25 protein-coding genes are annotated in these 23,154 nt (G+C 61.2%); 8 read left to right on the forward strand and 17 right to left on the reverse strand.

Features of this window, described 5'->3' with window-relative positions; genetic code table 11:
- Positions 1 to 452 precede the first annotated feature (452 nt).
- The 3 genes from VNT00_RS14315 to VNT00_RS14325 all read left to right on the forward strand — a co-directional run bounded on the left by VNT00_RS14315 (position 453) and on the right by VNT00_RS14325 (position 2,675).
- A complete protein-coding gene (locus VNT00_RS14315) occupies positions 453 to 1,592 on the forward strand; it encodes a porin (RefSeq protein WP_325588614.1) in 1,140 nt (379 codons plus the stop codon).
- Positions 1,593 to 2,064: 472 nt separating this feature from the next.
- Positions 2,065 to 2,319, forward strand: coding sequence for a type II toxin-antitoxin system HicA family toxin (locus VNT00_RS14320; RefSeq protein ID WP_325588616.1), 255 nt, complete (start codon positions 2,065 to 2,067; stop codon positions 2,317 to 2,319).
- A complete protein-coding gene (locus VNT00_RS14325; RefSeq protein ID WP_325588618.1) occupies positions 2,316 to 2,675 on the forward strand; it encodes a type II toxin-antitoxin system HicB family antitoxin in 360 nt (119 codons plus the stop codon). Before VNT00_RS14320 ends, VNT00_RS14325 begins: the two co-directional genes overlap by 4 nt.
- Here the strand turns inward: VNT00_RS14325 and mazF are convergent.
- From mazF to VNT00_RS14395, 14 genes are all read right to left on the reverse strand, one after another.
- A complete protein-coding gene (mazF, locus tag VNT00_RS14330) occupies positions 2,668 to 3,018 on the reverse strand; it encodes an endoribonuclease MazF (RefSeq protein WP_325588620.1) in 351 nt (116 codons plus the stop codon). The two genes, VNT00_RS14325 and mazF, sit on opposite strands and share 8 nt — an antisense overlap.
- Positions 3,018 to 3,260 carry an AbrB/MazE/SpoVT family DNA-binding domain-containing protein gene (locus VNT00_RS14335; RefSeq protein WP_325588622.1) on the reverse strand — a complete coding sequence of 81 codons (243 nt, stop codon included), beginning with the start codon at positions 3,258 to 3,260 and terminating at the stop codon, positions 3,018 to 3,020. Before VNT00_RS14335 ends, mazF begins: the two co-directional genes overlap by 1 nt.
- Positions 3,261 to 3,536: 276 nt before the next feature.
- Complete coding sequence (locus VNT00_RS14340) at positions 3,537 to 4,496, reverse strand: VOC family protein (protein WP_325588624.1); 960 nt, start codon at positions 4,494 to 4,496, stop codon at positions 3,537 to 3,539.
- A gap of 237 nt (positions 4,497 to 4,733) precedes the next feature.
- Positions 4,734 to 6,209: an aldehyde dehydrogenase gene (locus VNT00_RS14345; RefSeq protein ID WP_325588626.1), complete on the reverse strand. Its 1,476-nt coding sequence runs from the start codon at positions 6,207 to 6,209 to the stop codon at positions 4,734 to 4,736.
- A 17-nt stretch (positions 6,210 to 6,226) separates the two neighbouring features.
- The gene (locus VNT00_RS14350; RefSeq protein ID WP_325588628.1) at positions 6,227 to 7,048 is read right to left on the reverse strand and encodes an aspartate dehydrogenase; all 822 of its coding nucleotides are present in this window, start codon (positions 7,046 to 7,048) and stop codon (positions 6,227 to 6,229) included.
- A gap of 10 nt (positions 7,049 to 7,058) precedes the next feature.
- Complete coding sequence (locus tag VNT00_RS14355; RefSeq protein WP_325588629.1) at positions 7,059 to 8,747, reverse strand: thiamine pyrophosphate-binding protein; 1,689 nt, start codon at positions 8,745 to 8,747, stop codon at positions 7,059 to 7,061.
- Positions 8,740 to 9,531, reverse strand: coding sequence for an SDR family oxidoreductase (locus tag VNT00_RS14360; RefSeq protein ID WP_325588631.1), 792 nt, complete (start codon positions 9,529 to 9,531; stop codon positions 8,740 to 8,742). The genes VNT00_RS14355 and VNT00_RS14360 overlap by 8 nt, the downstream gene beginning before the upstream one ends.
- Positions 9,528 to 10,370, reverse strand: coding sequence for an IclR family transcriptional regulator (locus VNT00_RS14365; RefSeq protein WP_325588633.1), 843 nt, complete (start codon positions 10,368 to 10,370; stop codon positions 9,528 to 9,530). The genes VNT00_RS14360 and VNT00_RS14365 overlap by 4 nt, the downstream gene beginning before the upstream one ends.
- 4 nt (positions 10,371 to 10,374) lie before the next feature.
- Positions 10,375 to 11,244, reverse strand: coding sequence for an alpha/beta fold hydrolase (locus tag VNT00_RS14370; protein ID WP_325588635.1), 870 nt, complete (start codon positions 11,242 to 11,244; stop codon positions 10,375 to 10,377).
- 1 nt (position 11,245) lies between these two features.
- A complete protein-coding gene (locus tag VNT00_RS14375; protein WP_325588637.1) occupies positions 11,246 to 11,776 on the reverse strand; it encodes a cupin domain-containing protein in 531 nt (176 codons plus the stop codon).
- Positions 11,777 to 11,794: 18 nt separating this feature from the next.
- Positions 11,795 to 12,574: an SDR family oxidoreductase gene (locus VNT00_RS14380; RefSeq protein ID WP_325588639.1), complete on the reverse strand. Its 780-nt coding sequence runs from the start codon at positions 12,572 to 12,574 to the stop codon at positions 11,795 to 11,797.
- Positions 12,575 to 12,588: 14 nt separating this feature from the next.
- Positions 12,589 to 13,368: an ABC transporter permease gene (locus tag VNT00_RS14385; RefSeq protein WP_325588641.1), complete on the reverse strand. Its 780-nt coding sequence runs from the start codon at positions 13,366 to 13,368 to the stop codon at positions 12,589 to 12,591.
- Between the two features lie 108 nt (positions 13,369 to 13,476).
- Positions 13,477 to 14,466 (reverse strand): ABC transporter substrate-binding protein, encoded by a 990-nt coding sequence (locus tag VNT00_RS14390; protein WP_325588643.1) that lies wholly within the window; start codon positions 14,464 to 14,466, stop codon positions 13,477 to 13,479.
- A gap of 78 nt (positions 14,467 to 14,544) precedes the next feature.
- Positions 14,545 to 15,333 carry an ABC transporter ATP-binding protein gene (locus tag VNT00_RS14395; RefSeq protein WP_325588645.1) on the reverse strand — a complete coding sequence of 263 codons (789 nt, stop codon included), beginning with the start codon at positions 15,331 to 15,333 and terminating at the stop codon, positions 14,545 to 14,547.
- A gap of 445 nt (positions 15,334 to 15,778) precedes the next feature.
- On the opposite strand from VNT00_RS14395, the gene VNT00_RS14400 reads away from it, so the two are divergent.
- The 5 genes from VNT00_RS14400 to VNT00_RS14420 all read left to right on the forward strand — a co-directional run bounded on the left by VNT00_RS14400 (position 15,779) and on the right by VNT00_RS14420 (position 18,704).
- On the forward strand, positions 15,779 to 16,105 hold the full coding sequence (locus VNT00_RS14400; RefSeq protein WP_325588647.1) for a hypothetical protein: 327 nt from the start codon (positions 15,779 to 15,781) through the stop codon (positions 16,103 to 16,105).
- On the forward strand, positions 16,106 to 16,330 hold the full coding sequence (locus VNT00_RS14405; protein ID WP_325588649.1) for a recombinase-like helix-turn-helix domain-containing protein: 225 nt from the start codon (positions 16,106 to 16,108) through the stop codon (positions 16,328 to 16,330).
- 21 nt (positions 16,331 to 16,351) lie between these two features.
- Positions 16,352 to 17,365: an aromatic ring-hydroxylating dioxygenase subunit alpha gene (locus tag VNT00_RS14410; protein WP_325588651.1), complete on the forward strand. Its 1,014-nt coding sequence runs from the start codon at positions 16,352 to 16,354 to the stop codon at positions 17,363 to 17,365.
- Between the two features lie 11 nt (positions 17,366 to 17,376).
- Positions 17,377 to 17,793 (forward strand): RidA family protein, encoded by a 417-nt coding sequence (locus VNT00_RS14415; protein WP_325588653.1) that lies wholly within the window; start codon positions 17,377 to 17,379, stop codon positions 17,791 to 17,793.
- A gap of 116 nt (positions 17,794 to 17,909) precedes the next feature.
- Entirely contained in the window at positions 17,910 to 18,704 is a 795-nt protein-coding gene (locus VNT00_RS14420) for an IclR family transcriptional regulator (protein WP_325588655.1), read from the forward strand.
- A gap of 91 nt (positions 18,705 to 18,795) precedes the next feature.
- Here the strand turns inward: VNT00_RS14420 and VNT00_RS14425 are convergent, their stop codons facing one another.
- The 3 genes from VNT00_RS14425 to purF form a co-directional block, all read right to left on the reverse strand.
- Positions 18,796 to 19,602, reverse strand: a complete 807-nt coding sequence (locus tag VNT00_RS14425) for an IclR family transcriptional regulator (RefSeq protein ID WP_325588657.1) — start codon at positions 19,600 to 19,602, stop codon at positions 18,796 to 18,798.
- A gap of 200 nt (positions 19,603 to 19,802) precedes the next feature.
- Positions 19,803 to 20,936, reverse strand: a complete 1,134-nt coding sequence (locus VNT00_RS14430; RefSeq protein WP_325588659.1) for an FAD-dependent monooxygenase — start codon at positions 20,934 to 20,936, stop codon at positions 19,803 to 19,805.
- Between the two features lie 715 nt (positions 20,937 to 21,651).
- Positions 21,652 to 23,139: an amidophosphoribosyltransferase gene (gene purF, locus VNT00_RS14435; RefSeq protein WP_325588661.1), complete on the reverse strand. Its 1,488-nt coding sequence runs from the start codon at positions 23,137 to 23,139 to the stop codon at positions 21,652 to 21,654.
- Positions 23,140 to 23,154: the final 15 nt, after the last annotated feature.

A 23,154-nucleotide genomic window follows, 5' to 3' on the forward strand; every position in this document is an offset into this window, starting at 1 on the left:
GTCAGGCCGCCCGAGAACCCGCTTGTGTGACACTAGCGTGAAAACCTGAGCCGACAAAGGGCCAATCGGCACTTGATTACGGCAAGTTTGTATCTCCGGACGCTTGATATGTTGTTTTTAAACACACGCGCTGTTGTTTTTTTGCCGCATACCCCGCCAAAACGGGATAACCCTTATCGTCCCCTATAACTGCCGTCTATAAACTCATTTCTAACTAAGTACGGGCAGTTACGCAAAGAATCAGCGGTAGCCACAAGTAACTGGTTGGGGATTTATCTAGCAACGTTTCGGTATCGCACACAACAGTGTCAAACCGCCTTGTTGTAAATAATCTCAAATATATACATTTTGTAGTGCCCTTGTAATAATGGCAGCGCATGCATCACGGTGCTGCCAGGTTGCAAGCAAATATATAAAACTGATTTTTTTCATCAACGTTGGAGAAGAAACCAATGAAATTAAAAGCACTAACCCTCGGGCTAGCCATGTCTTTCCCGTTGCTGGCCAGCGCTGCTCCTAGCGACACCAGCGTCACCCTGTACGGTGTTGTCGATACCGCCATCGAATACGTCAACAATATTCCCGACTCCACCGGCGGCAAGCACAGCTCCGTGCACTTCACCAACCTCACTTCCTCCTGGCCTTCCTACTGGGGTCTGCGCGGAACTGAAAAAATCAGCGACAACCTCAGCGCTGTCTTCACTCTGGAATCCGGCTTCAACCCCGGTACCGGCACCTCGGGCCAGGGCGGCCGCCTGTTCGGTCGCCAAGCCTTCGTCGGCCTGAATGGCGACTGGGGCCAAGTGGCTTTCGGCCGTCAATACAACATGCTGATGCGCGCTTCGCTCCGCGCCGACTTCATGGGCCCCAACGCCTATGGTCTGGGCACGCTGGATAACTACATCCCCAACACCCGTATGGACAATGCCGTTACATACATGGGCAACTTCTCGGGTATCAAGGTTGGTCTGGCTTACGCCATGGGCCGCGACAACCAAACATCTGGCGGCCCCGCTGCCGGCAACTGCGGCGTGGACTACACCGACCAAAACGCTTGCAAGGCCTATTCCGCCATGCTGGGCTACGACGCCGCCAACTGGGGTGTTGCCGGTGCTTATGACGTCATCACGGGCAATCAAGCCGGTACCAACTACCAAGGCTTGACCGATGGCCAAAAAGATCGCCGCTGGATGCTGAACGGCTGGGCCAAGTTCAATGACCTGAAGGTCAGCTTGATCTACATCAACCGCAAGACCGACGCTACCAACCTGGGTGGCTACAGAGCGGCACTTGGCGATCGCAGCGATCTGTGGTCCTTGAACGGCGCCTACAACATCACCCCGGCCGTTACCCTGGACGGCAGCGTGAACTACCTCAAGTTCAACAACGCCGCCAACAGCTCCAACGCCTGGTACTACGTGGCTCGCGTTCGCTACAGCCTGTCCAAGCGCACTTCGATGTACGCTTCGGCCGGTTACATCAAGAACAAGGGCGACAGCAACATCTCGGCTGCTGGTGGCACCACTGTTCCTCCCACCACCGCTGGCGGCAACCAGACCGCCGTCATGGTCGGCCTGCGCCACAACTTCTAAGCTAGCTTAGAAATGCTCTAACCGGATCGGGAGCCATGCCATAAACATGGCCTCCCCCCGGCAAGGGCAGGCAGTACCGTAGTATTCGTTCTTTTCCGTAGATTTGAGTTTATCGGGTTGGCCTTTGTGCCTAACCCGATTTTTTTATTTTGGGGCCTCGGAAAACCCTGCCAGACATCAAGTCCATCCACACGCCATCCACGCCATCCACGCCACCCCGCCACAATCAGCGAAGCAGCCAACATCTGAAGCACTACTACTCGTGCGTATTATTACTCTGTGCCATTCGTTGCCACACGAGCTTTTGCTTCCAGCCAGAATCTATACCATGAGATAGATCAGGTATAGCCACTACCCTCCTTATTGCTCCTCCCATCCCCATAATCTTGGAACGGCTGGTTTGCCGCCTTTTACTCGTAATTCTTGCGCTATACACCCTCTTTACGATACCAATAAATGATACTAAAATAATATGAAAGCCAGGCACGAAAAGACATTACGGCACATCTTCTCTCATCCAACACCGGCGGGGGTGAAATGGGTCGACGTCATCGCTCTTTTCGTAGAGCTTGGCGCGCAAATCACCGAACGCGAAGGTTCACGCACGGCTGTTTTCCTGTTCGATCAGGTCAAAGTCATGCATAGGCCGCATCCGTCCCCCGATCTGGATAAAGGCGCGATAACCTCAATTCGCAAATGGCTGGAAGCAAACGGGATACACCCATGAAAAACATCATGCTCATCAATGGTCATCAAGCCGTTATTTCTTATGATCCCGATATTGGCATGTTCCGCGGAGAATTTCTTGATTTGAATGGCGGTGCTGATTTTTATGCAGCGGATGTTGCTGGATTGCAGCGGGAAGGACAATTGTCCTTGAGCGTATATCTTCAAGAATGCACGAGACGGGGTATCGAGCCCCGCAAGAATTTTTCAGGCAAATTCCTGCTGCGCGTTGCACCCGAAATCCACGAGACGGCAGCCATTGCAGCGGCAGCCTGCGGCGAAAGCCTGAATCAATGGGTCTCAGACGCTATCATGAAGCAGGCCCGAGACGCGGCAGGCTTATCGCATGCTAAATAGCCTCGCCCACAAGCGCGACGGCTTTGCGGCGTATTTCTTTCAGTTCGGCCTGAGTGATGGTTCCTTTATAGATTGCCTGGCGAACTTGCCAGTCCAGACTTTTGATCTGATCAGCCAGAACCGCGCTGGGTAGCTTGCCTGATATCTGTACCTCGAAGGGATAACCTTTGATCTGAGTTGTCATCGGGCAGCACAACATCAAGCTTGTGCGTCCGTTATAGCTGGCCGGACTCAGCACGACGGCTGGCCTATGGCCGGCCTGCTCATGCCCGGCTTGCGGATTGAACTGCAACCAGACAATATGTCCAGCATCGGGTACATAGGGCTTTTCGGGTCGAGCCATCAGAAGGCCTCATTGCCGACGGCATGGCCAAAATCCGTTTCCTCGTGCAAATTGGTGGACGTAATGCCCGCGATCAAGGCATCCAGATTGTATTTTTCCGGACTCACTGCTTCGATGATGATCCGTCCGTCCTCTTCGCGCACATCCACCGCCACATCCACTTGCAACCTGGCAGCCTCCAGCACAACAGCCGGAATACGAACCGACGCGCTGTTACCCCATTTTTTGATAACCGTTTGCATACTGCCCTCCACAGTTGGCGTATCTACAATGTAGATACATTAACATGCCCGATTAGATGTATCAACTATGTATATACGCCTGCGCCGGAAAAGCGCTATTTCGGCACACGCTGCCCCTGAGACTCCATTTAGCGGCATTTCATCCAGGGATATTGACCGAAATAGGATTCACTGAGGCTACCTGGTGAATGCAAACAACCATGCGAAAAAGCCGCACTTTACGGAGGTAAAGCGCGGCTTTTCGGGTTTTGGGGCGCGGGGCGGCGCCGGAATGGTTTACTTGCGGTCGGTCAGGAACTTGCCTTCGGGGGCCTTGGCGTTTTTCTGGCGGCGAGTGTTGCCATCCAGGCCGCCGTCCACCGCCCATTCCGCAAAGCGCGTAGGAGCGGGTTCGAATTCGCGTGCCACCCATTCCTCGTTGAGCTGGTCTTCGTCGGCGTAGTACTCGATGAGGCCGCCGGCTGGATTCTGGAAGTACCAGAAATACGCGGAGGAGATCGGGTGCCGGCCTGGGCCGAGCTGGGTTTTCCAGCCGCAGCGGTCGATGTGCAGGCCGCCGCCGAACACTTCGTGGATGTCGCGCACGGCAAAGGCCACGTGGTTCAGGCCAAGCTTGGCATCGGGCGTTTGCAGCAGGAACAGATCGTGATGGCCGCCGTCGGCGTCGCAGCGCAGGAACACGCCCCGGCCCGGATAGCGGTCGGACGGCACGAAGCCGAAGTTATCCACGTAGAAAGCCTCGGTGGTCTTGACGTCCTTGACGAAGAACACCACATGGCCCACCTCGATGGGCTGGGCGCGTTCGTAAATGGGACTGCGCGCGTTGATGCGCGGCTTTTCGGCCCAGGTGTTCATTTGGCCGCATTCCAGATCCAGCGGCTTCTTGCGCGTAACCTGGAAGACCACGGAAAGCCCGATGGGATCCACACAGTGCAGACGACCGTCGGCATAGCGGTAGCCGGGCAGGTCCTGCGCGCCTTCGGCCAGCGCGTCCAGCGCTTGCTGGCTGTCAACGCCCCACACGACTTCGCGCAACGTGGGCCCCTGTTCGATAGGAGCCGGCAGGCCGGGCGCATCCTGCTTGACCAGGTTGACTAGACAGCCATTAAGCGTGGCATAAACCTGCTTGCCGTCGCTTTCGGAGCGGAGTTCCAGGCCCCAATCCAGGAAAAACTTCTTGCATTGCTCGAAATCGTCGGCGCCGTATGTGATTTCGTCGATACCCAATACGCTCATTGTGTTCCCCTTGTAGCCGTATTTTGAAACTCGGATGCCGCGGCGGATGGCTGCGGACGCAATAGTTGCTCTCGCCGCGAGGACAGGCGTACCGTAAGCACGATACCGCAAATGGCCACGCAAACCTGAGAGATGATCAGCCGATAGAAACCGGATGAAATATGGATTTGATTGAATTTGTGATTGAAAGAAAACCGCAACGGCATGGCCGTTGCGGCGGGTTCGGCACAAGGCCGCCTATGAGGCCCAGGGCAAAGGCGCTTCGTTCATGCCCCAGTAAACGGCTTTCTGTTCCATGTACTGCAAGATGCCCTGCCGGCCCTTCTCGCGGCCTAGCCCGCTGTCGCGCCAGCCGCCGAAAGGCGTGGAAATGGAAAACTGCTTGTAGGTGTTTATCCACACGTTGCCGGCCTTGAGCACCTTGGCCAAGTGCCAGGCCTTCTTGTAGTCGCGCGTCCAGATGCCGGCGGCCAGAGCATACACGCTGTCGTTGGCCTGGGCGATGAGGTCGTCGATGTCGTCGAAAGGCATGGCCACCAGCACCGGCCCGAAAATCTCTTCCTGGCAGATGGTGTCGGTGTTCTTGAGGCCTTCTATGATGGTAGGCAGGAAATAGCTGCCTTTGTCGTAGAGCGGCCCGGTGGGACGCACGCCGCCGGTGCGCAATACGCCGCCTTCGTCCAGGCCTATTTTAACGTAGCGCTCGACCGAGGCGCGATGGCTTTCGCTGATGAGCGGGCCCATTTGCGTGGCCGGATCGGAGGGGTCCCCCACGCGCAGCTTCTCGGCGCCCTTGACCAGGCGATTCATGAACTCTTCGTACAAGGGACGCGCCACGAACAGGCGCGAGCCCGCGATGCACGATTCGCCCGAGGAACTGAATATACCGTACAACACGCCGGCCACGGCATGGTCCAGATCGGCGTCTTCCAGGACGATGGTAGGCGACTTGCCGCCCAGCTCCAGCGATACCGGCATGAGCTTGTCGGCCGCGATCTGGGCGATGTGCTTGCCCACCGAGGTGCCGCCGGTGAACGATACGCGCCGCACCAGGGGATGGCGGGTGATGAGGTCGCCAATGACCGAGCCCTTGCCGGGCAGCACGCTGATCAGGCCCTTGGGCAGACCGGCTGCCTCGCAGATGCGGGCCAGTTCCAGGGCCAATAGAGGCGTGATCTCGGCCGGCTTGACCACCACGGCATTGCCGCCGGCCAACGCCGGCGCGATTTTTTGTGCTTCGCTGGCAATCGGGGAATTCCAGGGCGTGATGGCGGCCACCACGCCCATGGCCTCGTAGACGCTCATGGACATGTAATCGCCGCGCGGCGGCGTAATGGTTTCTTCCAGGGTTTCGCAGGCCGAGGCGAAGAACTGGAACGTACCGGCGGCGCTGGCCACCAGCGCCCGCGTTTCGGCAATGGGCTTGCCGTTGTCGCGGCGCTGCAGCTGAGCGAGCTCTTCGGCTTGTTCACGAATGAGGTGGGCAATGCGGTACAGCACCGAGGCGCGATCCTGCGGCTTGCGCTGCGCCCAGCCGCTTTCCAGGAAGGCCTTGTGCGCGCCCTGGATGGCTTCTTCGACGTCTTCGGCGCTGGCGGCGTTGAGCGTGCCCACGACCTCGCCGGTGGCAGGATAGCAGGTGGTGTATTGCGCGCCGCCGCCCAGGCGCCAGTCGCCCGCAATGCAAATCGGCCAGGGTTGTGTGGTGTTCATGATGTGTCCTTTACGCCTTAGATGGCGACCGGCAGAACACGGTTCTGCAGCGCGCGTACCACGCTGTATACCGTCAGTGCCGACGTTTTGGGGTTGCTGGGCAAAGGCTGGTTCTTGACGGTGACCGCCATGAAGCCGAAAGCGCCCCGCGCCTCGTAGTAGTGAATGTTTTCGGTGACGCCCGGATCGGCATAAAGCTCGACCCGTGTGTTGTCCAGGCCGATGCCGGCCAGCGACAGCGTGGCCGCCACATTGGCGTTCTTGGGAAACAGCCGCGCCGCTTCACGGGCCGAGCCCGAGAAGAACATGGTGCTTTCCTTGAGGTTCTTCAAGTCCAGGGTTTCTTCGGCGGGCGTGCCCAGCCAGCCCAGGGGCGGCTTGCGGCCCGTGTAGACTACCGACGACAGCCCCGCCACCTTGGCGGCGGCCAGCGCGTCGATGCCGCCTATGGCGCCCGACAGCAGGTGCACCTGGGTGCGCCCCTTGTCGGCAGCGGCTTCGAGCTGTTCGGCCAGTCCCGGCGCCGACAGCGCGCCTATCGACACGACCAGGCAGGGAATGCCCGCCGCCAGGGCCGGCAATACATGCTCCTGGATGGCGCTATGCCCTGCGCACTCGACAAGCAGGTCGGGCCTGCCGGCGCCTTCGGTGGGAACGGCCGACAGCGCCGCCACCGGGGCTCCGGCGGCCAGGCCCTCGAGCTCGGCCTGCACCGCGTCGCGGTTTTCCTCGGAAACGATGATCTGCCCGATGCTCAGCCGCGGTTCGTGCTTGAGCATATCGAAGATGGCGTGCCCTATCGCGCCGAAACCGACCAGGGCAATACGTTGTTGCAGCATGAACAGCCCCTTATGACGATTCGAGCGTTGCGGGTTCGGGCTTGTTGACCGGAGGGCCGGCGAAAGCCGTCTTGAACTTGCCGATGGACAGCATGTCGACCTCGAGCATGAACGGCCCTTTCTGCGCCACGGCCTGCTTCAGGGCGTCTTCGATCTGATCCAGGCTGGATACCCGGGTGTGGCGCATGCCCAGCGACTGGCACAGTTGCGCGTAGTCCGGCGTATGCAGTTCGACATAGTGGCGGCGGCCGCCGTACTGGGCATCCTGGATGTTCTTGATTACGCCGTAGCCTTTGTCGTTCATCAGCACGATGACCATATCGGCCTCTTCCTGAACCGCCGTGGCCATTTCGCCCAGGTTCAGAATGAAGCCGCCGTCGCCGGCCAGGCAGAAGGTTTTCTTGCCGGGCGCGTTCTGGGCGGCGCCCACGGCCGCGCCGATGCCCATGGCCAAACCCTGGCCGATGCCGCCGCCCAGGGCATGCACGCCCGAAAGGGGCTGGGACAGGTAGAGGTAGCGATTGCCCCAGGTGCTGTTGGACACGGTGACGTCGCGCACCCAGTTGAAGTTCTCGCCCACCGCGGCCTGCAGTGCGCTGACCAGGGCCGAGTAAGGGCCAAGCCCGTCGACCAGGCTGTCCACGGCCGCCTTGCGCGCCGCCTGCAGATCGCCCAGGAACTTGCCGTCCACCGACATCTTGCCTTCCAGCCTGTCGGCCAGGCCTTCCAGCACCAGGCGCGAATCGCCCTGGACGAAGCTTTGGGTTTCGTAGCAACGCCCTTCATTGCCTGGATCGACATCGACGCGATACAGCGGACGGGGCAGTTTGAGCTGGTACTTGAGTGTTTCGTTGCCGCGTAGGCGGGAACCGACCACCAGCATGGCGTCGCAAGTCTGGTAGAAGGCTTCGACCGGCTTGTGCAGATTGAAGGCACCCAGGGTTTGGGGATCGGTTTCGGGCACAATGCCGCGCCCCTGGGTGCTGGTGACCACGCCAAAGCCCATTTTCATGAGGCGGCGCACGGCATCGCCGGCATGGCGGGCGCCGCCGCCCAGCCACAGCATGGGGCGGCGGGCCTTGGACAGGCGCTCTGCCAGGCGGTCCAGCGCCGCGGCCGACGGTTGATAGACAGGCACTTCCAGGGGAGCCAGGTCGTCGGGCATGGCGATAAGCGCGGCCTGGATGTCGATGGGGATCTCCACGCTGACCGGGCCGGTGGGCGCCGTCAGCGCGATCTGCACGGCATGCTTGATGGTGCTGATGGCGGTTTCGGCGCTGCGCACGCGGAAGGCCGCCTTGGAAACGGCGTGCAGCATCGTCAGTTGGTCGGGGGCTTCGTGAATGTAGGACATGCCTTGGTCGAGATACTGGCTTTCGATCTGGCCGGTGATGTGCAGCAAGGGCGTGCCGGCCGTCAAGGCCTCGACCATGGCGCCGGAGGCGTTGCCCGCCGCGGTTCCGGTGCTGGTCAGGCAAACGCCCAGCTTGCCGGTGGTGCGCGCATAGGAATCGGCCATATTGGCGCCGCCTGCTTCGCCCCGCGCGGGCACGAAGCGCACCACGCCGCGTTCGCCGAACGCGTCGAGTATGGGCATGTTATGGATGGAAATCACGCCGAACGCAGTACGCACGCCGCAATTTTCCAGGAATGCGGCTATGGCCGCGCCAACTGTTACTTCAACGTTCTTGTCATGCATGGCGGGATACTCCTCCGGAAACATCAATATGGCTGCCCGTGGTATAGGACGACAACGGGGATGCTAGAAATACGATGGCCGTAGCGGCCTCTTCGGGGCGGCCGAGGCGCCCCAGCTGAATCTTTTTACGCTGCGCCAGATTGGACGACCATTCTTCCCAGCTCTGGTGGCGCTCTTCGCGCGCCTCGTAGCGGCGGCGCCATTGGCCGGAATCGACCAGGCCGATGAGAATTCCGTTGACGCGCACGCCTTTGGCGCTGAATTCGGTAGCCATCGACCTCACCAGGTTCTTGATGCCGGCGCGCGCGGCCGACGTAGCCACCATATGCGGCTCGGGCTGGGCGGCCAGCAGGGAATTGACACAGACGATGGCCGCGTCGGGGCTTTGCTCCAGATCGGGCAAAAAGGCGCGCGTAGGATTGATGATCGAAAAGAACTTGAGCTTGAGCTCGGCTTCCCATTCGGCGTCGGTGGTGTCAGCGAACGTGGAAACCCGGCCTTGCCCCGCGTTGTTGATGAGCATGGAAACCACGCCCAGCTCCTGGCGCACCGCCAGCGCGAACCTCTGCACGTCTTCGGCGCGCAGCACGTCGCAAACCTGCGCATACAGGCTGGCTTGCGGAAATTCGCCCTGCAATTGCGCCTGGGCGGCCTGCAGCTTGGCGGCGTCGCGCCCGCAGAACGCCACGGCGGCGCCCTGCTGCAGCAACAGCCGCACCGTAGCCAGGCCGATGCCGGAGGATCCCCCCGTGACCACGGCTACCTTTCCATTAAGGTCTATCATTGTTTCCTCTCGTGCATTCGTGAAATATCCGGACTGGGCAGCGCCACGACGTGATCCAGCAGCTGGGACAGCTCGCCGGCCGCCGCGCAGGCGATTTTCGAAAGCCTGGCGACCAGGCTGCTGTCGCCGGCGTGCGAACTGGGCAAAGTGATGCCCAGCGCGCTGACCACCGCCCCGCTCTCGCCGCCCCTGACCGGCACGGCCAGGGTTGCGATGCTGGGCTCGAAATAGGCCGATTCCCACACGCACTCCGAGGCCTTGTCGGCCTGGATGCGCCGGTACAATTCGGCGACGGTGGCGGGAGTCTTGGCCGTGGCGGCCTGCAATTGTTCTTCGGGGTAAAGCTCTTGCAGCTGGGCAAACGACAGGTCGCTCAGCAACACCCGACCCAGCAGCGTGGCGTGGGCGGGCAGGCGTGTGCCCAACTGCACGGTATTGGAATAAGGCGACGACACCACGGAACGCACCACGTACACCACGGAACGGCCGTCGCGCACCACCAGGTTGCAGGTGTAGTTGATTTCGTCGCGCAGTTTCTCGAGTATGGGCTTGCCGAGCTCGGCAAGCTCTTTGGAAGCCAGACACTCGAACCCCAGGCGCAGAACGCCCAGGCCCAGGCAATAGTCGCGCCCGCCTGCATCGCGCTCGACAAAACCCAGCCGCTCGAGCGTGGTCAGAAGCCGGAACACGGTGGAGCGCGGAATCCCCAGGCGCCGTGCCAGCTCGGGCGAAGACAGCACCGGCTCGCGCCGGCTGAATTCACACAGAATGCGCAGGCCCCGATCCAGGCCCGGCACGATGTATTTATCCGACGTATCGATTTTAAGGACGTTATCCATGGCGTTAGCCCGCCTCGCTGCCCAGGCGGGCCAGCAGGCCGCTTAATAGATTGGCGACTACGGCCGGCTGCTCCACATAGCAAGCATGGCCGGCATTTTCGATAAGCGCGAACGGCAGCCCGGCGCGCTGCGCGAACGCCGCCGATTGCTCAGGAGTCGTCACGACATCGCGGTCGCCGCAAAACACCTGTGCGCTCCCGGCATCCAGAACATAGCGTTCGATGTCCTCGGAGCACAGCATTTCAACGGCCTGCCGATAACCGGCAGGATTCAGGCGCAAGGCGTTCTGCGTGACGCTTGCGCGCTGGGCGGGGCTGGCGGAAGCGGTCAGCAGCCTGTCGGGCAGCCGCTTCGCGATGGCTTCCAGGCCGTCTTGTTCCAGCGCTTGAAACCGCTTGGCGCGAACCGAATCGGCAAGCGGTTTTTTTTCTTCGGACTGATAGCCCAGCGCCGGGCTCATCAGCACAATGCGTGACGCCAGATGCCCCGTGGCGCTGCCGTAGGCGGCGGCCATCAGGGCGCCCAGCGAATGCCCCACCAGCAGGCAGCTTTCGACGTTCAGGCCGGCCAGCAAGGCCGCCAGTTGCCTGGCGTAATCCAGGGCCGAGGGTACCGGCATCGGCAGAGGCGAAGAATCGGCGTAGCCCGGCGCATTCCAGGCTATGACGCGCGCATGCCGGCCCAGTATGCCGGCGCACTGCGACCAGGATGCCGCGCCCGAGCTGATGCCGTGCAGCAGCACCACCGTTTGCGGGCCGTGGCCGCACTCGCGGTAGCTGATGATGCCGTGCCCGGCTTCGAGCCTGTGCTCTTCGAACACAGGCCCTTCGCCGGCGCAGGCATTTTCAGAGGCTGCTGTTGCGGCTCGGTTCATGTCAGCGCTTGATCTTGGACAAGGGGTGCTCGGGCGGATACGTGGGGATCTGCGGCTTTTTGGCGCCCAGAAGCACACACATCAGGGCGTCTTCCTCGCCGATGTTGATTTCTTCGCGGTAGACGCCGGGAGGCACGGAAACCAGGTCGCGATCGGACAGGATGGTTTCGTAGCGCTGACCGTCTTTTTCGAGGATCAGCTTCATCTTGCCGCGGATGACGAAGAAGACTTCCTCGACGTCGTAGTGGATGTGCGAAGGACCTACGCCGCCGGCCGGGATGACCATGGTCGAGAACGTGAAATGCTCGGAGGGCACCGTGTTGACGTCGCTGGCCACGCCGGTCGCGCCCGTGCCGATGTAGCGCATTTGCGCGCGGCGGTATTTAGGGTCGAAATCGGCCTGGAATTTGAGCGCGTCCCAATCGTACTTGCGCGTGGAATAGCGCGCGACACGGGTTTCCATCCACTCGTTGAAGCTTGCGCCTTCTGGTTGTTCCCAGGAAGGTTTTTCGCTGACTGCTTGCTCGCTCATTAGAATCACCTATAAAGATTAATGCATGACAAAGCCGCCGTTGACGGCCAACACTTGGCCTGTCACGAAACGTGAAAGACCGGACAATAAAAACGTGACGGCGCCGCTGACATCGTCGGGATGCTGGGCCCGCTTGAGGGCGCGCTGGTTTTCGTACAGGTCGTGCCTTTCTTTCGGCACGTATTCGGTGGCCTCGACCAGGGTAAGGCCCGGCGCAACCGCATTGACGGTGATGTTGTCGCCGCCCAGCTCGCGCGCCATGGATCGGGTCATGGACATGATGGCTCCCTTGCTGGCCACGTAGGCCAGCAGGTTGGGCGCGCCCCACATGGGCGTGTCGGAAGCCAGGTTGACGATGCTGCCGCGGCCCGACGCCCGCAGCGCGGCCAGGCAGGCCCGGCTCATGAGCCAGTTGCCACGCACATTGATGCGCATGACCTGGTCCCAGACATCGATATCGAGCTGCTCCATCGATTTGCCGCCCGAGTGAGTCATGGCCGCGTTGTTGACCAGGCCGTCGAGCCCGCCCAGCAAGGAGGCCGCGCGCTCGGCGCACCGGACGACGGAATCGGGATCGCCCTGGTCGAACGCCAGGGCATGGGCGACAAAGCCCTGCCCGGCCAACTGCGCCGCCGCCTGCTCGACCTGATCTTCGAGGATGTCCGCCAGGACGACCTGGCCGCCTGCCTGCACGATGCGGGTTGCGAATTCCAGGCCCAGCCCGCGCGATGCGCCGGTAACCAGCACCTTGCGACCCTGCAGGATCCCGGACGTGGACGATGTAGCCGTTGAGCTCATGAACTACCTTCTCGTTAAATGGTTGTGGTCGTGGCGCGGGGGATGTAATGCAGGCAGCGGCGCTCGGCCCAGACTACGGCTGCATAAGCCACGATGCCGATGACGGTCAGGCCGATGATGGCGACGAACACGCCCGCTGTATTGCCCTGCCCTTCGGCATCGACCAGCAGGAAGCCCAGGCCCATGTTGCCGCCGACCAATTCGCCGACGGTCACGCCGACCACCGCCAGGGTCGCGCCGATGCGCAATCCCGAAAACAGCGCAGGCAGCGACGAGGGGAACTCGACCAGCCTGAAGATTTGCCAGCGCGAGGCATTGAGCGTGCGCACCAGGTTGACCATGTCGGGATCCACGGTGCGGATCGCGGACAGCACGTTGATCATGATGGGGAAGAACACGATGAGGATGGCGACCAGGATCTTGGGATAGACCGTGTAGCCCAGCCACATGACGAACAGAGGTGCGAACGCCACCTTGGGCGCGATCTGCAAAGCCAGGATGTAGGGCGAAAGCACGGACTCGGCGGTGGGCGACAGGCCCAGCAGCACGCCCACGAACAGGCCCATCAGTGCGCCCAGCGCGAAACCGACGATGACCTCCAGGGCGGTGATCCAGAAGTGCTCCATGAAGCCGCCGTTTTGCCACATATGCACGGCCTCGTGCACGGTGGTCGTGAATTTGGGCAGTATGAATTCCGGCGTGCCGAACCAGCCCGGCAGCCACTGCCATGCCGCCAGAAACACGATTAGGACGGCAACGCTGCTTACCGCGGTAACGAATTGATGTTTAGACACGCTGGGTTCTCCTGCTTGGGTCGAGCTTGATTTTTGTTGCGCCGCCTTGCCGGCGGAAGACGCTCCGTCGGCAAGGCCAAGCTCAACAGTGGACGAATCCACACTCATTTATTTTCCAGTTCCGACGAATTGGTTCGTGTACAGTTCGTCAAGCGGAGCCGCCTTGCTGACGATGCCTTCCGACACGTAGAAATCCTGAACCTTGGAAAGGCGATCGGCGTTCATCTCGCCCAATACCTTCTGGTTGGCATACACGTACTTGTTGTACAGATCGAAGACCTGCCTGATGGTGGCTTCCTGTCCTTTGTGCGACGGCACGGCCTTGACGTAGGCGGCGACGGCGGCATCGGGATCCTTCATGATCAAAGCCATGCCTTTGAGCGTTGCAGAGACGATTTTCTGGATGAGCTGAGGATTCTGCTTGATGAGCTCGTCCGAAGCCAGAATGGCCTGCGCCATGCTGTCGAAGCCCTGGGCCGGATCCATGATGTGCACCTTGGCGCCGCCATTACGGGCACTGACCACCCATTCCGGTACGCCGGCCATGGCTTGAGCCTTGCCCGCGGCAAACAACTGCCATACACCTGCCGGGCCCGCTGCCTGGATGTCGGCGTCATTGCGCGTCAATCCGGCTTTCTTCATAGTGCCCAGCAAGGAATAATACGTCGTATCGGTATACGCCATGACGGTAATGGTCTTGCCCTTGAGCTGCGCAGGCTTGTCGATGGGGTCTTTATCGTGGGAGGCGATAAGCGTCAGCGAGCCCGCGCCCAGCAGCGCGACCGATTTCACGGGAATGCCGTTGGCGCGAACGATGACGGGAGTGTCACCGATGGCGCCGCCGATCGGCGCATTGCCCGCGCCAACCTGCTTGGCCACATCCACACCGCCCTTGCCGGTCACGAAGGTGACGTCCAGGCCGGCATCCTTGAAGTAGCCTTCTTCCTGGGCGATGAGCCACGGCGCGAAGGCGGGCAGCGTCTTGGGCGCCGGCAGCAGGTAGGTGATGGGCTCGAGCTTGGCATCCGCGGCCAGAGCCGAGGCCGAAGCCATCGATACGCACGCTCCGAGCATCAGGGCGGTAATCAGTTTTTTCATTGTGCTCTCCAAAGTTAGGGGATTCGCAGTTCGTTGACAGGAGTTCTTCTTGTTGCTTTGTTGCTGTGTTGTTGCTGGTTAATGCAGTACGGCGTCTTCTTCTTTGCCGATTTTCAGCAAGTCCATCAAACGCCCTTGCAAGGGGCCGATTTCCGGCAGCTTGCGGCGTTCGAGAGGGTTCTCGCGCAGAGGCAGATCGATCACGATTTCCTCGATGATGGTGCCGGGCCGCTCGCTCATGACAAGCAGACGATCGGACAACGCAATGCCTTCCACCAGATCATGGGTAATGAAAAGCGCAGTCTTCTTTTTTTCGTACAGCATCTTGGCCAGATCCTGTTGAAGAATCATTTTTGTCTGTGCATCCAGGGCCGAGAAAGGCTCGTCGAGCAGCATGACCTGCGGGTCGACCGCCAGGGTGCGGGCCAGCGCGGCGCGCTGGCGCATGCCGCCGGACAACTGGTAGGGATAGTGTTTTTCGAACCCGCGCAAATGGCACTTGATAAGCAGCTCGTTGGCGATGCGCTTGCGCTCGCTTTTATCGACGCCGGCGATTTCCAGGCCCAGCGCCACGTTGTCTTCGATGGTGCGCCATTGCATGAGCAAATCTTTTTGCAGCATGAAGGCGACTTCGCGCACCGGTTTGGTAACTTCCTGCCCGGCCACGAACACTTTTCCCGAGGTCGGCGCATACAGACCAGAGCCCATGTTGAGCAGCGTGCTCTTGCCACAGCCCGAAGGGCCGATCAACGAGACGACCTCGCCCTTGGCGATGGACAGGGATATATTGGTAACCGCGGCCCGCGGCTCACCAGTCTGTTTGTCGATAAAGGACTTGCCTACATCCCTGAATTCGATCTCAACCATAATGGCCTGGCTCCTTGAGACTATGTGTGTCGATTCTGTCGGCACAAAACACAAGCAGAATGTTTTATATATGAACTGATGTTTTGTGAATTAAACAAACTTTATATCCACACCGGCGATAAGAGAATTAGGGATATCCCTGTGCCCGGCATCGGACATTCCCCCTCTCTCTTTGTAGAATTAGATTCACAAGCCGTGCCAAAGCGAATACGAAAGCTCTAACCTGTTGTTAAATATAAGGTAAATTCCGAGGAGAAAAAAATTACGGGTTTTTACGGATAGATCATGCGAAACGATACGTCTAAACTTGCAAAAAATAAAACGTTGTTTAATATATGGAACAAAACTTATGGGGTCAAATGATAATTCATCATGACGCTCTAGTAAATGTTCCCTCGCCGGATATGCTTCGAGCCGGTGAAATTTTTCCAGAGCCCATGCATCCATGACGTCACAAGCAGACAAGGTCTTGTTGACCATTTTTCTGAAGCACGATCAGTCCAACAACCTGGACGCCATCCAGTCGCGGCTCAAGGCCAGCGAATGGTGGGACCGCTTTCCTCCGGAAGGCGTGGAGCTCGTGTCGTGGACCGTGGCCATGGGTTTTGGGCAAATCGTCACATTGCGTCTCGCCCCTCACCTGATCCCGCTCGTCAATGTCGAACTCGAGCGTTCCGCCTGGGGCGTCTTCACCACCGAATGTTTTCCCACTTACGATTTCATCCCTGTACGCGAACGCATCAAGGAGCGCGTCAAAAACGGAGGCCAATAAATGCCAGATCTTTACCTGCAACCTCATCAGGCGCGGAAAACCGAGCCGACTGTTTATGAAAACCTGCTCGGAGACACCATCGAACGTGCCTTCAGTTCCGATATCGTCACGCTTGAAGGGCTTGTCGAGTATCTGAACGAGCACGGCCCCCAGCCCCAGGATGCCAAGACCGAGTGGACTGTGGAATCGCTGGGCGCCGAACTCAAGCGCCTGGGCAACGACTAACGGATCAAAGAGGAAATACTCATGAGCACAAACCCCACCGATGCCGAAATCGAACAGGTTCTGGTCAACGGCCTGGACAACCGCTGGTACGCGATCTGTCCTTCCAGCTTTCTTAAAGACACTCCCATCTCCTTGCGCCGCCTGGGCTTCAAGCTCGCGCTGTGGCGCGACAGCGACGGCACGCCCTACGCGCTGGAAGACCACTGCCCGCACCGCGGCGCTCCCCTGTCCGTGGGCATCCCGCTTGGCGATAAAATCGCCTGCGGCTACCACGGTGTGCAGATCCGCTGCGACGGCACAGTGCTTTCCGTACCCGGCAGCCCCGGCTGCAAGCTCGAAGGTTCGCGCCCCACGTTATCCTTTCACCTAAAGGAAGCGCGCGGCGCCATCTTCATGTATAAGTCGCAGGTCAATATCGACGAGCCGCCTCCCCTCATTCTGCCCGAGCAGCTTACCTCCGACGAATACGAAAGCTTCCTGTGCTACGTCGAATGGGGCGCCGACTACCGCTACGTCATCGACAACGTCATGGATCCCATGCACGGCACTTTCCTGCACAAGCAGTCGCACGCCATGTCGGCCGGCGCCCGCTCGGCGGAATTCAAGCTCGAAGACACCGAGCACGGCTTCCTGTTCGCCAAGGCCGGCCAGCGCGACGTCAACTTCGACTGGAGTGAGTTCGCCGATACCAATTATCAGTGGCAGCGCCTGGACATCCCCTACCCGAAAAGCGGCGGGCCTGGCGGCAGCTTCGGCATTGCAGGCAGTTGCACCCCCATCTCGCCTAATGCCTCCGCCGTATTTTTCTGGCGCACCCGCAAGGTCTCGGGCTGGCAGCGCGACGTCTGGCGCTTCCTGTACAAGAACCGCCTGGAAGCCCGCCACTGGGCCGTGCTGGAACAGGATCGCGCCGTGCTGGAAGTCATGGAACCCGACGCCAACCAGCGCGAGCACCTGTACCAGCATGACGTCGGCGTCATGCGGGCCCGCCGCCAGCTGCGCAAGCTGGCCATCGATCAGCTCGCGGGCAAGTAAGGCGGACGCCCATGGCATCTTCCGCCACCGCGCGCCGTATCTGCGCGCCCGGCATGGCCGAGCCGCCCAACGCCACCTGGTCCAACTGCCTGGTGGTGGGCAACGACATCGTCATGTCGGGCGTGACGGCCGGCCTCGAGCCCGATGAAAACGGCTACCCCCTGACCACGCGGGCCCAGGCGCAGCGCATACTGGGACGCATCGTCAGCATGGTGGAAGCCGCGGGGGGAACGGTCGGCGGCATCTACAAGCTTGTCGTCTACCTCACCGACATCAACGACAAAGGCGTGGTCTCGGAAATCCGGCGGGAGTTCTTCAAAGAGCCCTATCCATGCTCCACCCTGGTGGAGATCCGGGCCCTTGCCTTTCCGGCGCTGACCATCGAGATCGACGCCTTCGCGCGGCTCGATTGCGATTTATATCAGTAGGCGGCAATTGCTACTACAATGGCGGCGGTATTGTCCGGCACTGACTTGGGCAATACCGCTTTTTACGTGATGGCCCGCTTGCGGGCCCTTTGATCATCGAAACAGGAAAAGCAGGCATGAGCACCAGGGATACCGAAAAGTATTCCGTACCAGGGCTGGAGCGCGGTTTGCGGATACTTTCCGAATTTTCGCGCCACACCCCCACCCTTACGGCACCCGAACTGGCCAAGCGGCTGGACGTCCCCCGCACCACGGTATTTCGCCTGCTGGTCACTCTTGAGAACCTGGGCTTCGTCGAACGCGCCCGGAACGGGCGCGACTACTCGCTGGGCACCGCCGTGCTGAAGCTGGGGTTCGAATACCTGGCTTCGCTGAGCCTTACCGAACTGAGCCGCCCGCTGCTCGAACGCCTGCGCGATGAAACCAGCTATTCCTCCAACCTGGTCATCCGCGACGGACGCGACATCGTCTACATACAAAAAGTCGCATCCAGTTCGCTGTTCACCAGCTCGGTGCACATCGGCACGCGCCTGCCCGCGCACGCCACCGTGCTGGGCCGCGTGCTGCTAAGCAACCATAGCTTCCAGGAACTCGAGGACCTCTATCCCGAAGAGCAGCTTCAGTCCTACGGGCCGCATACACCGCCCACGGTCAAAGAACTGTACAAGCTGTTGCGCACCGACAAGGAACACGGCTACGTGCTGGAAGAAGGATTCTTCGAGAACAATATTTCCACGATAGCCGCTCCCGTCTATGATGAAAGCGGCCGCGTGGCCGCCGCGCTCGGGCTGACCGTGCCGCATATACACATTCCGCCCGGCGACAAGCAGGCGCTGATCGACAAGGTGCGCGCCACGGCTCACGATCTTTCGCTGTGCCTGAATCACGCTCCGCAAACCAGGGCGGGCTGACGAGCGCCTGGGCCTTGCTGGCCGGGCGGATTCAACAGCCTGCCTTGCCTGGCCGCGCCATCGGCACCGGCCTGTCCACCCATGAATTCGGCTAGCCGGGCTGGCGGCCCGCAATGCAAGCCAGTTCGCCGGCCGCCTGCTTGACGGCCGTCTGCACTTTTTCGGCAAACGCCTCGTCGCGGCTGAATACGTGGTCGGCGCCCACCACGCTCAGGGCGGCCAGCGGCTCGCCCGAGCGGCCCAGGACGGCCGCGGCGCAGGCATTGATGCCCTCCTCGTAGCCTGAAAAACTCCAGGCGCATCCCGCCTGGCGGTCCTGCTCCAGGACGGCCTGCAATTGTGCCAGCGTGGCGGGGGTTTTATCGACGTGCCGAACCAGCTCGACCGCGCCGAACTGCTGCTGCAGATCGTCGGGCGGCAAAGCCGCCAGCATGGCTCTTCCCGGCGCCGTCAGGTAGGCGGGAACGCGGCTGCCGACGCGGATGTTGCTGACCAGGCCGGATGCCGGCATTTCGCGCGCCACATAGACAACGTCGTTGCCGTCCATCAGGACCAGATAGGCCGACAGGCCCAGCTCGCCGCACAAGCGCTCCAGGAAACGGCGGCCGGTTTCCACCAGGTCGCAAGCCCCCAGGCCCGCCGCGGCCATGGTCAGGAAGCCCAACCCGATCCGATGGCCGCCCTGAGGCAGCCGCTCTATGACGCCTTCGTGTTCCAGCGTTGCCAGCAAGCGCATCACGGTGACCCGATTGACGTCGATCAGCCTACCTACCTCGGAGAGATTGGCGGTGCTGCCGCCCTCGGCGATATAGCGCAGCAGCCGCAGGCCCCGCACCACGGGAGAAACCAGTTGGGCGGAGGACTCGGCGGCGGATTCAGCGGAGGACGATTCGGTCATGGGTATTCAAAGACGGGGATTATCGGCGCCGGGGATCGGGGCGATCGGGCCCGCGCCATGCATGATAGCCTCAAACGCAGCCGACCCGCCAGCTTGCGCCCTTCCTTCCGGGCGGACAAGGCCTTGGCGGGCGCCCGGGCCTCGCACAGTCCGGCTGCCCCGGGGCGCACCGATGCGCGATGCACGGACTGCGTGACGCGCTATTGGGCCAGGGGCACGTTCCAGGCGTCGTATTCGTAAACCCAGTCGCCATTGTTGCCGTCCTTGAGCCAGGCGTTGCCGCGCGAACCGATCTGGATGCGGCTGGCGCGCTCGAGCCTGGCGTTTTGGTAGACCGCGAAGGCGGAGGGTTCGTCTTCCAGGCGAGGATCGGCCAGGCAGCGTGCCAGAACCACGGCGTCTTCGATGGCTTGGCCGGCGCCCTGGGCCATGAAGGGCATCATGGGGTGGCAGGCGTCGCCCAGCAACACCATGCGGCCTTTGTGCCAGGTGGGCAGCGGGTCGCGGATGTACAGGGCGGATTTCAGGACGGAGTCGCAGGCGTCGAGCAGTGCCCGGGCCTCGGGGTGGAAGTCTTTATAGATGTCGCGCAGTTCGCTGACTTCGCCGGGTGCGGTCCAGGACTCGAGTTCCCAGCCTTCCTGGGGGGTGGTGGCGAAAATAAAGAGGTCCTTGCCGCGATTGAGCGGGAAGCTGACGATCTGGACGTCGGGATTGGGGCCCCACCATTTGGTGAAGTTGTCCATATTTGGCAGGCCGGCCAGTCTTTCGACGGGCACCACGGCCCGGTAGGCGACGACGCCAGTGAACTGGGGCTGTTCTTTACCGAGCATGGCGGTGCGCACCATGGAGTGGATGCCGTCGGCGCCGACGAGGACGTCGACTTTTTCCTGGCTGCCGTCTTCGAAATGCACGGTGACGCCGTCGCCCTGGTCTTCGACCTGGATAGTGCGTTTGCCGAGCCGGATGGATTCGGCGGGCACGGCAGCCTCGAGGGCGGTCATGAGGTCGGCGCGGTGCATGGTGAGCTGGGGAGCGCCGTAGCGTCTTTCGGCGGCGGCGGAGAGTTCGAGGCGGGAGGTTTCTTCGCCGGTGAAGCCGTCGCGGCTGATGCGGTAGCCGGGGCGTGCGGCGGTTTCGCGCAGGGCGTCGCCGACGCCAAGGCCGTCGAGGGCGCGCACGGCGTTGGGGGTGAGATTGATGTCGGCGCCGACTCGGGCGAATTGTTTGGCCTGTTCGAAGACGAGGACTTGGCGGCCAAGCTTGCGCAAGGCGATGGCGGCGGCCAGGCCGCCGATGCCGGCACCGGATATGCCGATGGTTTTCTCTTTCATGGTGGTGCCTCCGTGGCCTGGTTTGGTGGGTTGCTTATTAGTTCATTTTTGAACGTAGTGTTAATAATTTAACTTATGGTGGTTTGAGCGTCAAGGAGTTTTTTAAGCTTGGCAGATTGTCTTTTGGGAGAGATTCCCTGTTTTCCCGGCTGGCCGGAGTGCAAAATATCTGCAACCGTGATTCGAGACGAGGCGAAGCGCTCGGATTCGGAAAGAGTTATCTCGCATAGTGAGGGTGTCCTTCTTGACACGGGGAACGGGGCCGGACAGGTTGGCGCCCTCCTCGGTGCCGGTTCGGCGCCCCCGCGCCGAACACCGCATCGTCCCGCTCTTCCGCGCCTTCGCGCTCCATTCGCGGGCGCCTCGCTCGGCCCCGAAAGTCGGACGCCAGCCTGTCCGGCCCCGCTCCCCTGCGGTGGGGATTGATGTACGGATGCTGGTTATTGGGAAGTCAACGCAGTTTTGCGTTTTTGTTTATGGCACAGGGATCGCGCTGTGCGTTTTTCGGCTGTTGGATGACGCATCGCCGCGCCTGGGCGCCGGCCGGCCCCTGCGGGCCTGCCTTGCCTTTGGGTTTGCTCGGGTGGGCGTCTGCTCGGGCATTGCACCTTGCCTGCAGGACGTTGCCCTGCCATCAACCACGGAAAAGCCGCCGCGAATAGCTCGTTTCGCAGCGGGGCCAGGCCGTGTCCTACCCGCCCCACCCTACCCCGGCTCAAGCATCGTCGTCGACCGTGGCGACGGCCTGTTTACCGCGGCTGTTGCTGAGGCGTTCGAGGTAGGCGTCGTCGATGTCGCCGGTGACGTAGCGGCCGTTGAAGCAGGAGGACTCGAACTGGGTGATGGAGGGGTTGAGGTCGCGGATGGATTTTTCGAGGTCGCCCAGGTCCTGGTAGACCAGACCGTCTGCGCCGATTTCGCGGGCGACTTCGGCGGTGTCGCGTCCGGTGGCGATGAGTTCGGCCTGGGTGGGCATGTCGATGCCGTAGACGTTGGGGAAGCGCACGGCCGGGGCGGCGGAGGCGAAGAAGACTTTGTTGGCGCCGGCTTCGCGGGCCATGTCTACGATTTGGCGGCTGGTGGTGCCGCGCACGATGGAGTCGTCCACGAGCAGGACGTTCTTGCCGCGGAATTCCATGTCGATGGCGCTGAGTTTCTGGCGCACGGATTTCTTGCGCACGGCCTGGCCAGGCATGATGAAGGTGCGGCCGATGTAGCGGTTCTTGATGAAGCCTTCGCGGTAGTTGAGGCCCAGGTGCGAGGCCAACTGCATGGCGGAGGGCCGTGAGGAATCGGGGATGGGCATGACGACGTCGATATCGCCCAGGCGCAGGGTCTTGGCGACGTTGTCGGCCAGGTATTCACCCATGTTGAGGCGGGCGTCGTAGATGGAGACGCCGTCCATGAGGGAATCAGGGCGGGCGAAATACACGTATTCGAATACGCAGGGCGTGAACACGGAGCTTTCGGCGCATTGGCGGCTGGAGACGTTGCCGTCCAGGTCGATGAGCAGGGCCTCGCCGGGCGCGATATCGCGCACGAAGGTGAAGCCGCAGCCGGTAAGCGCGACGGATTCGGAGGCGACCATCCATTCGGTGCCGTTGTCGGTGGCCAGGGAGCCCAGGCACAGTGGCCGGATGCCGTAGGGATCACGGAAGGCCACCATGCCGAAGCCGGCTATCTGGGCGATGACGGCGTACGCGCCCTTGGTGCGGCGGTGCACGGCCGAGACGGCGGCGAACACGGCGTTCTCGTCCAGGGACACGCCGCTGGAGGCCAGTTGCAGTTCGTGGGCGAAGACGTTGAGCAGGACTTCGGAATCGGAATTGGTATTGATATGGCGGCGATCGATGCGGAACAGCTCTTCGCGCAGTTCGCGCCAGTTCGTCAGGTTGCCGTTGTGCACGAAGGTGATGCCGAAAGGCGCGTTGACGTAAAAAGGCTGAGCCTCGTCGACGCTATCGCTGGAGCCGGCCGTGGGATAGCGCACCTGCCCCAGGCCGCTGTTGCCGGGCAAGGCCCGCATGTTGCGGGTGCGGAAGACGTCGCGCACCAGGCCGTGGGCCTTGTACATATTGAAACGCTGTTCGTGCGAGGTGGCGATGCCGGCGGCATCTTGTCCACGGTGCTGAAGCAGCAGCAGGCTATCGTAAATTACCTGGTTGGCGGGGCTGCGCGCGGCGACCCCAACGATTCCACACATTCTATTTTCCTGTTA

Source organism: Eoetvoesiella sp. (assembly GCF_035555955.1).
GTDB lineage: Bacteria > Pseudomonadota > Gammaproteobacteria > Burkholderiales > Burkholderiaceae_B > Eoetvoesia.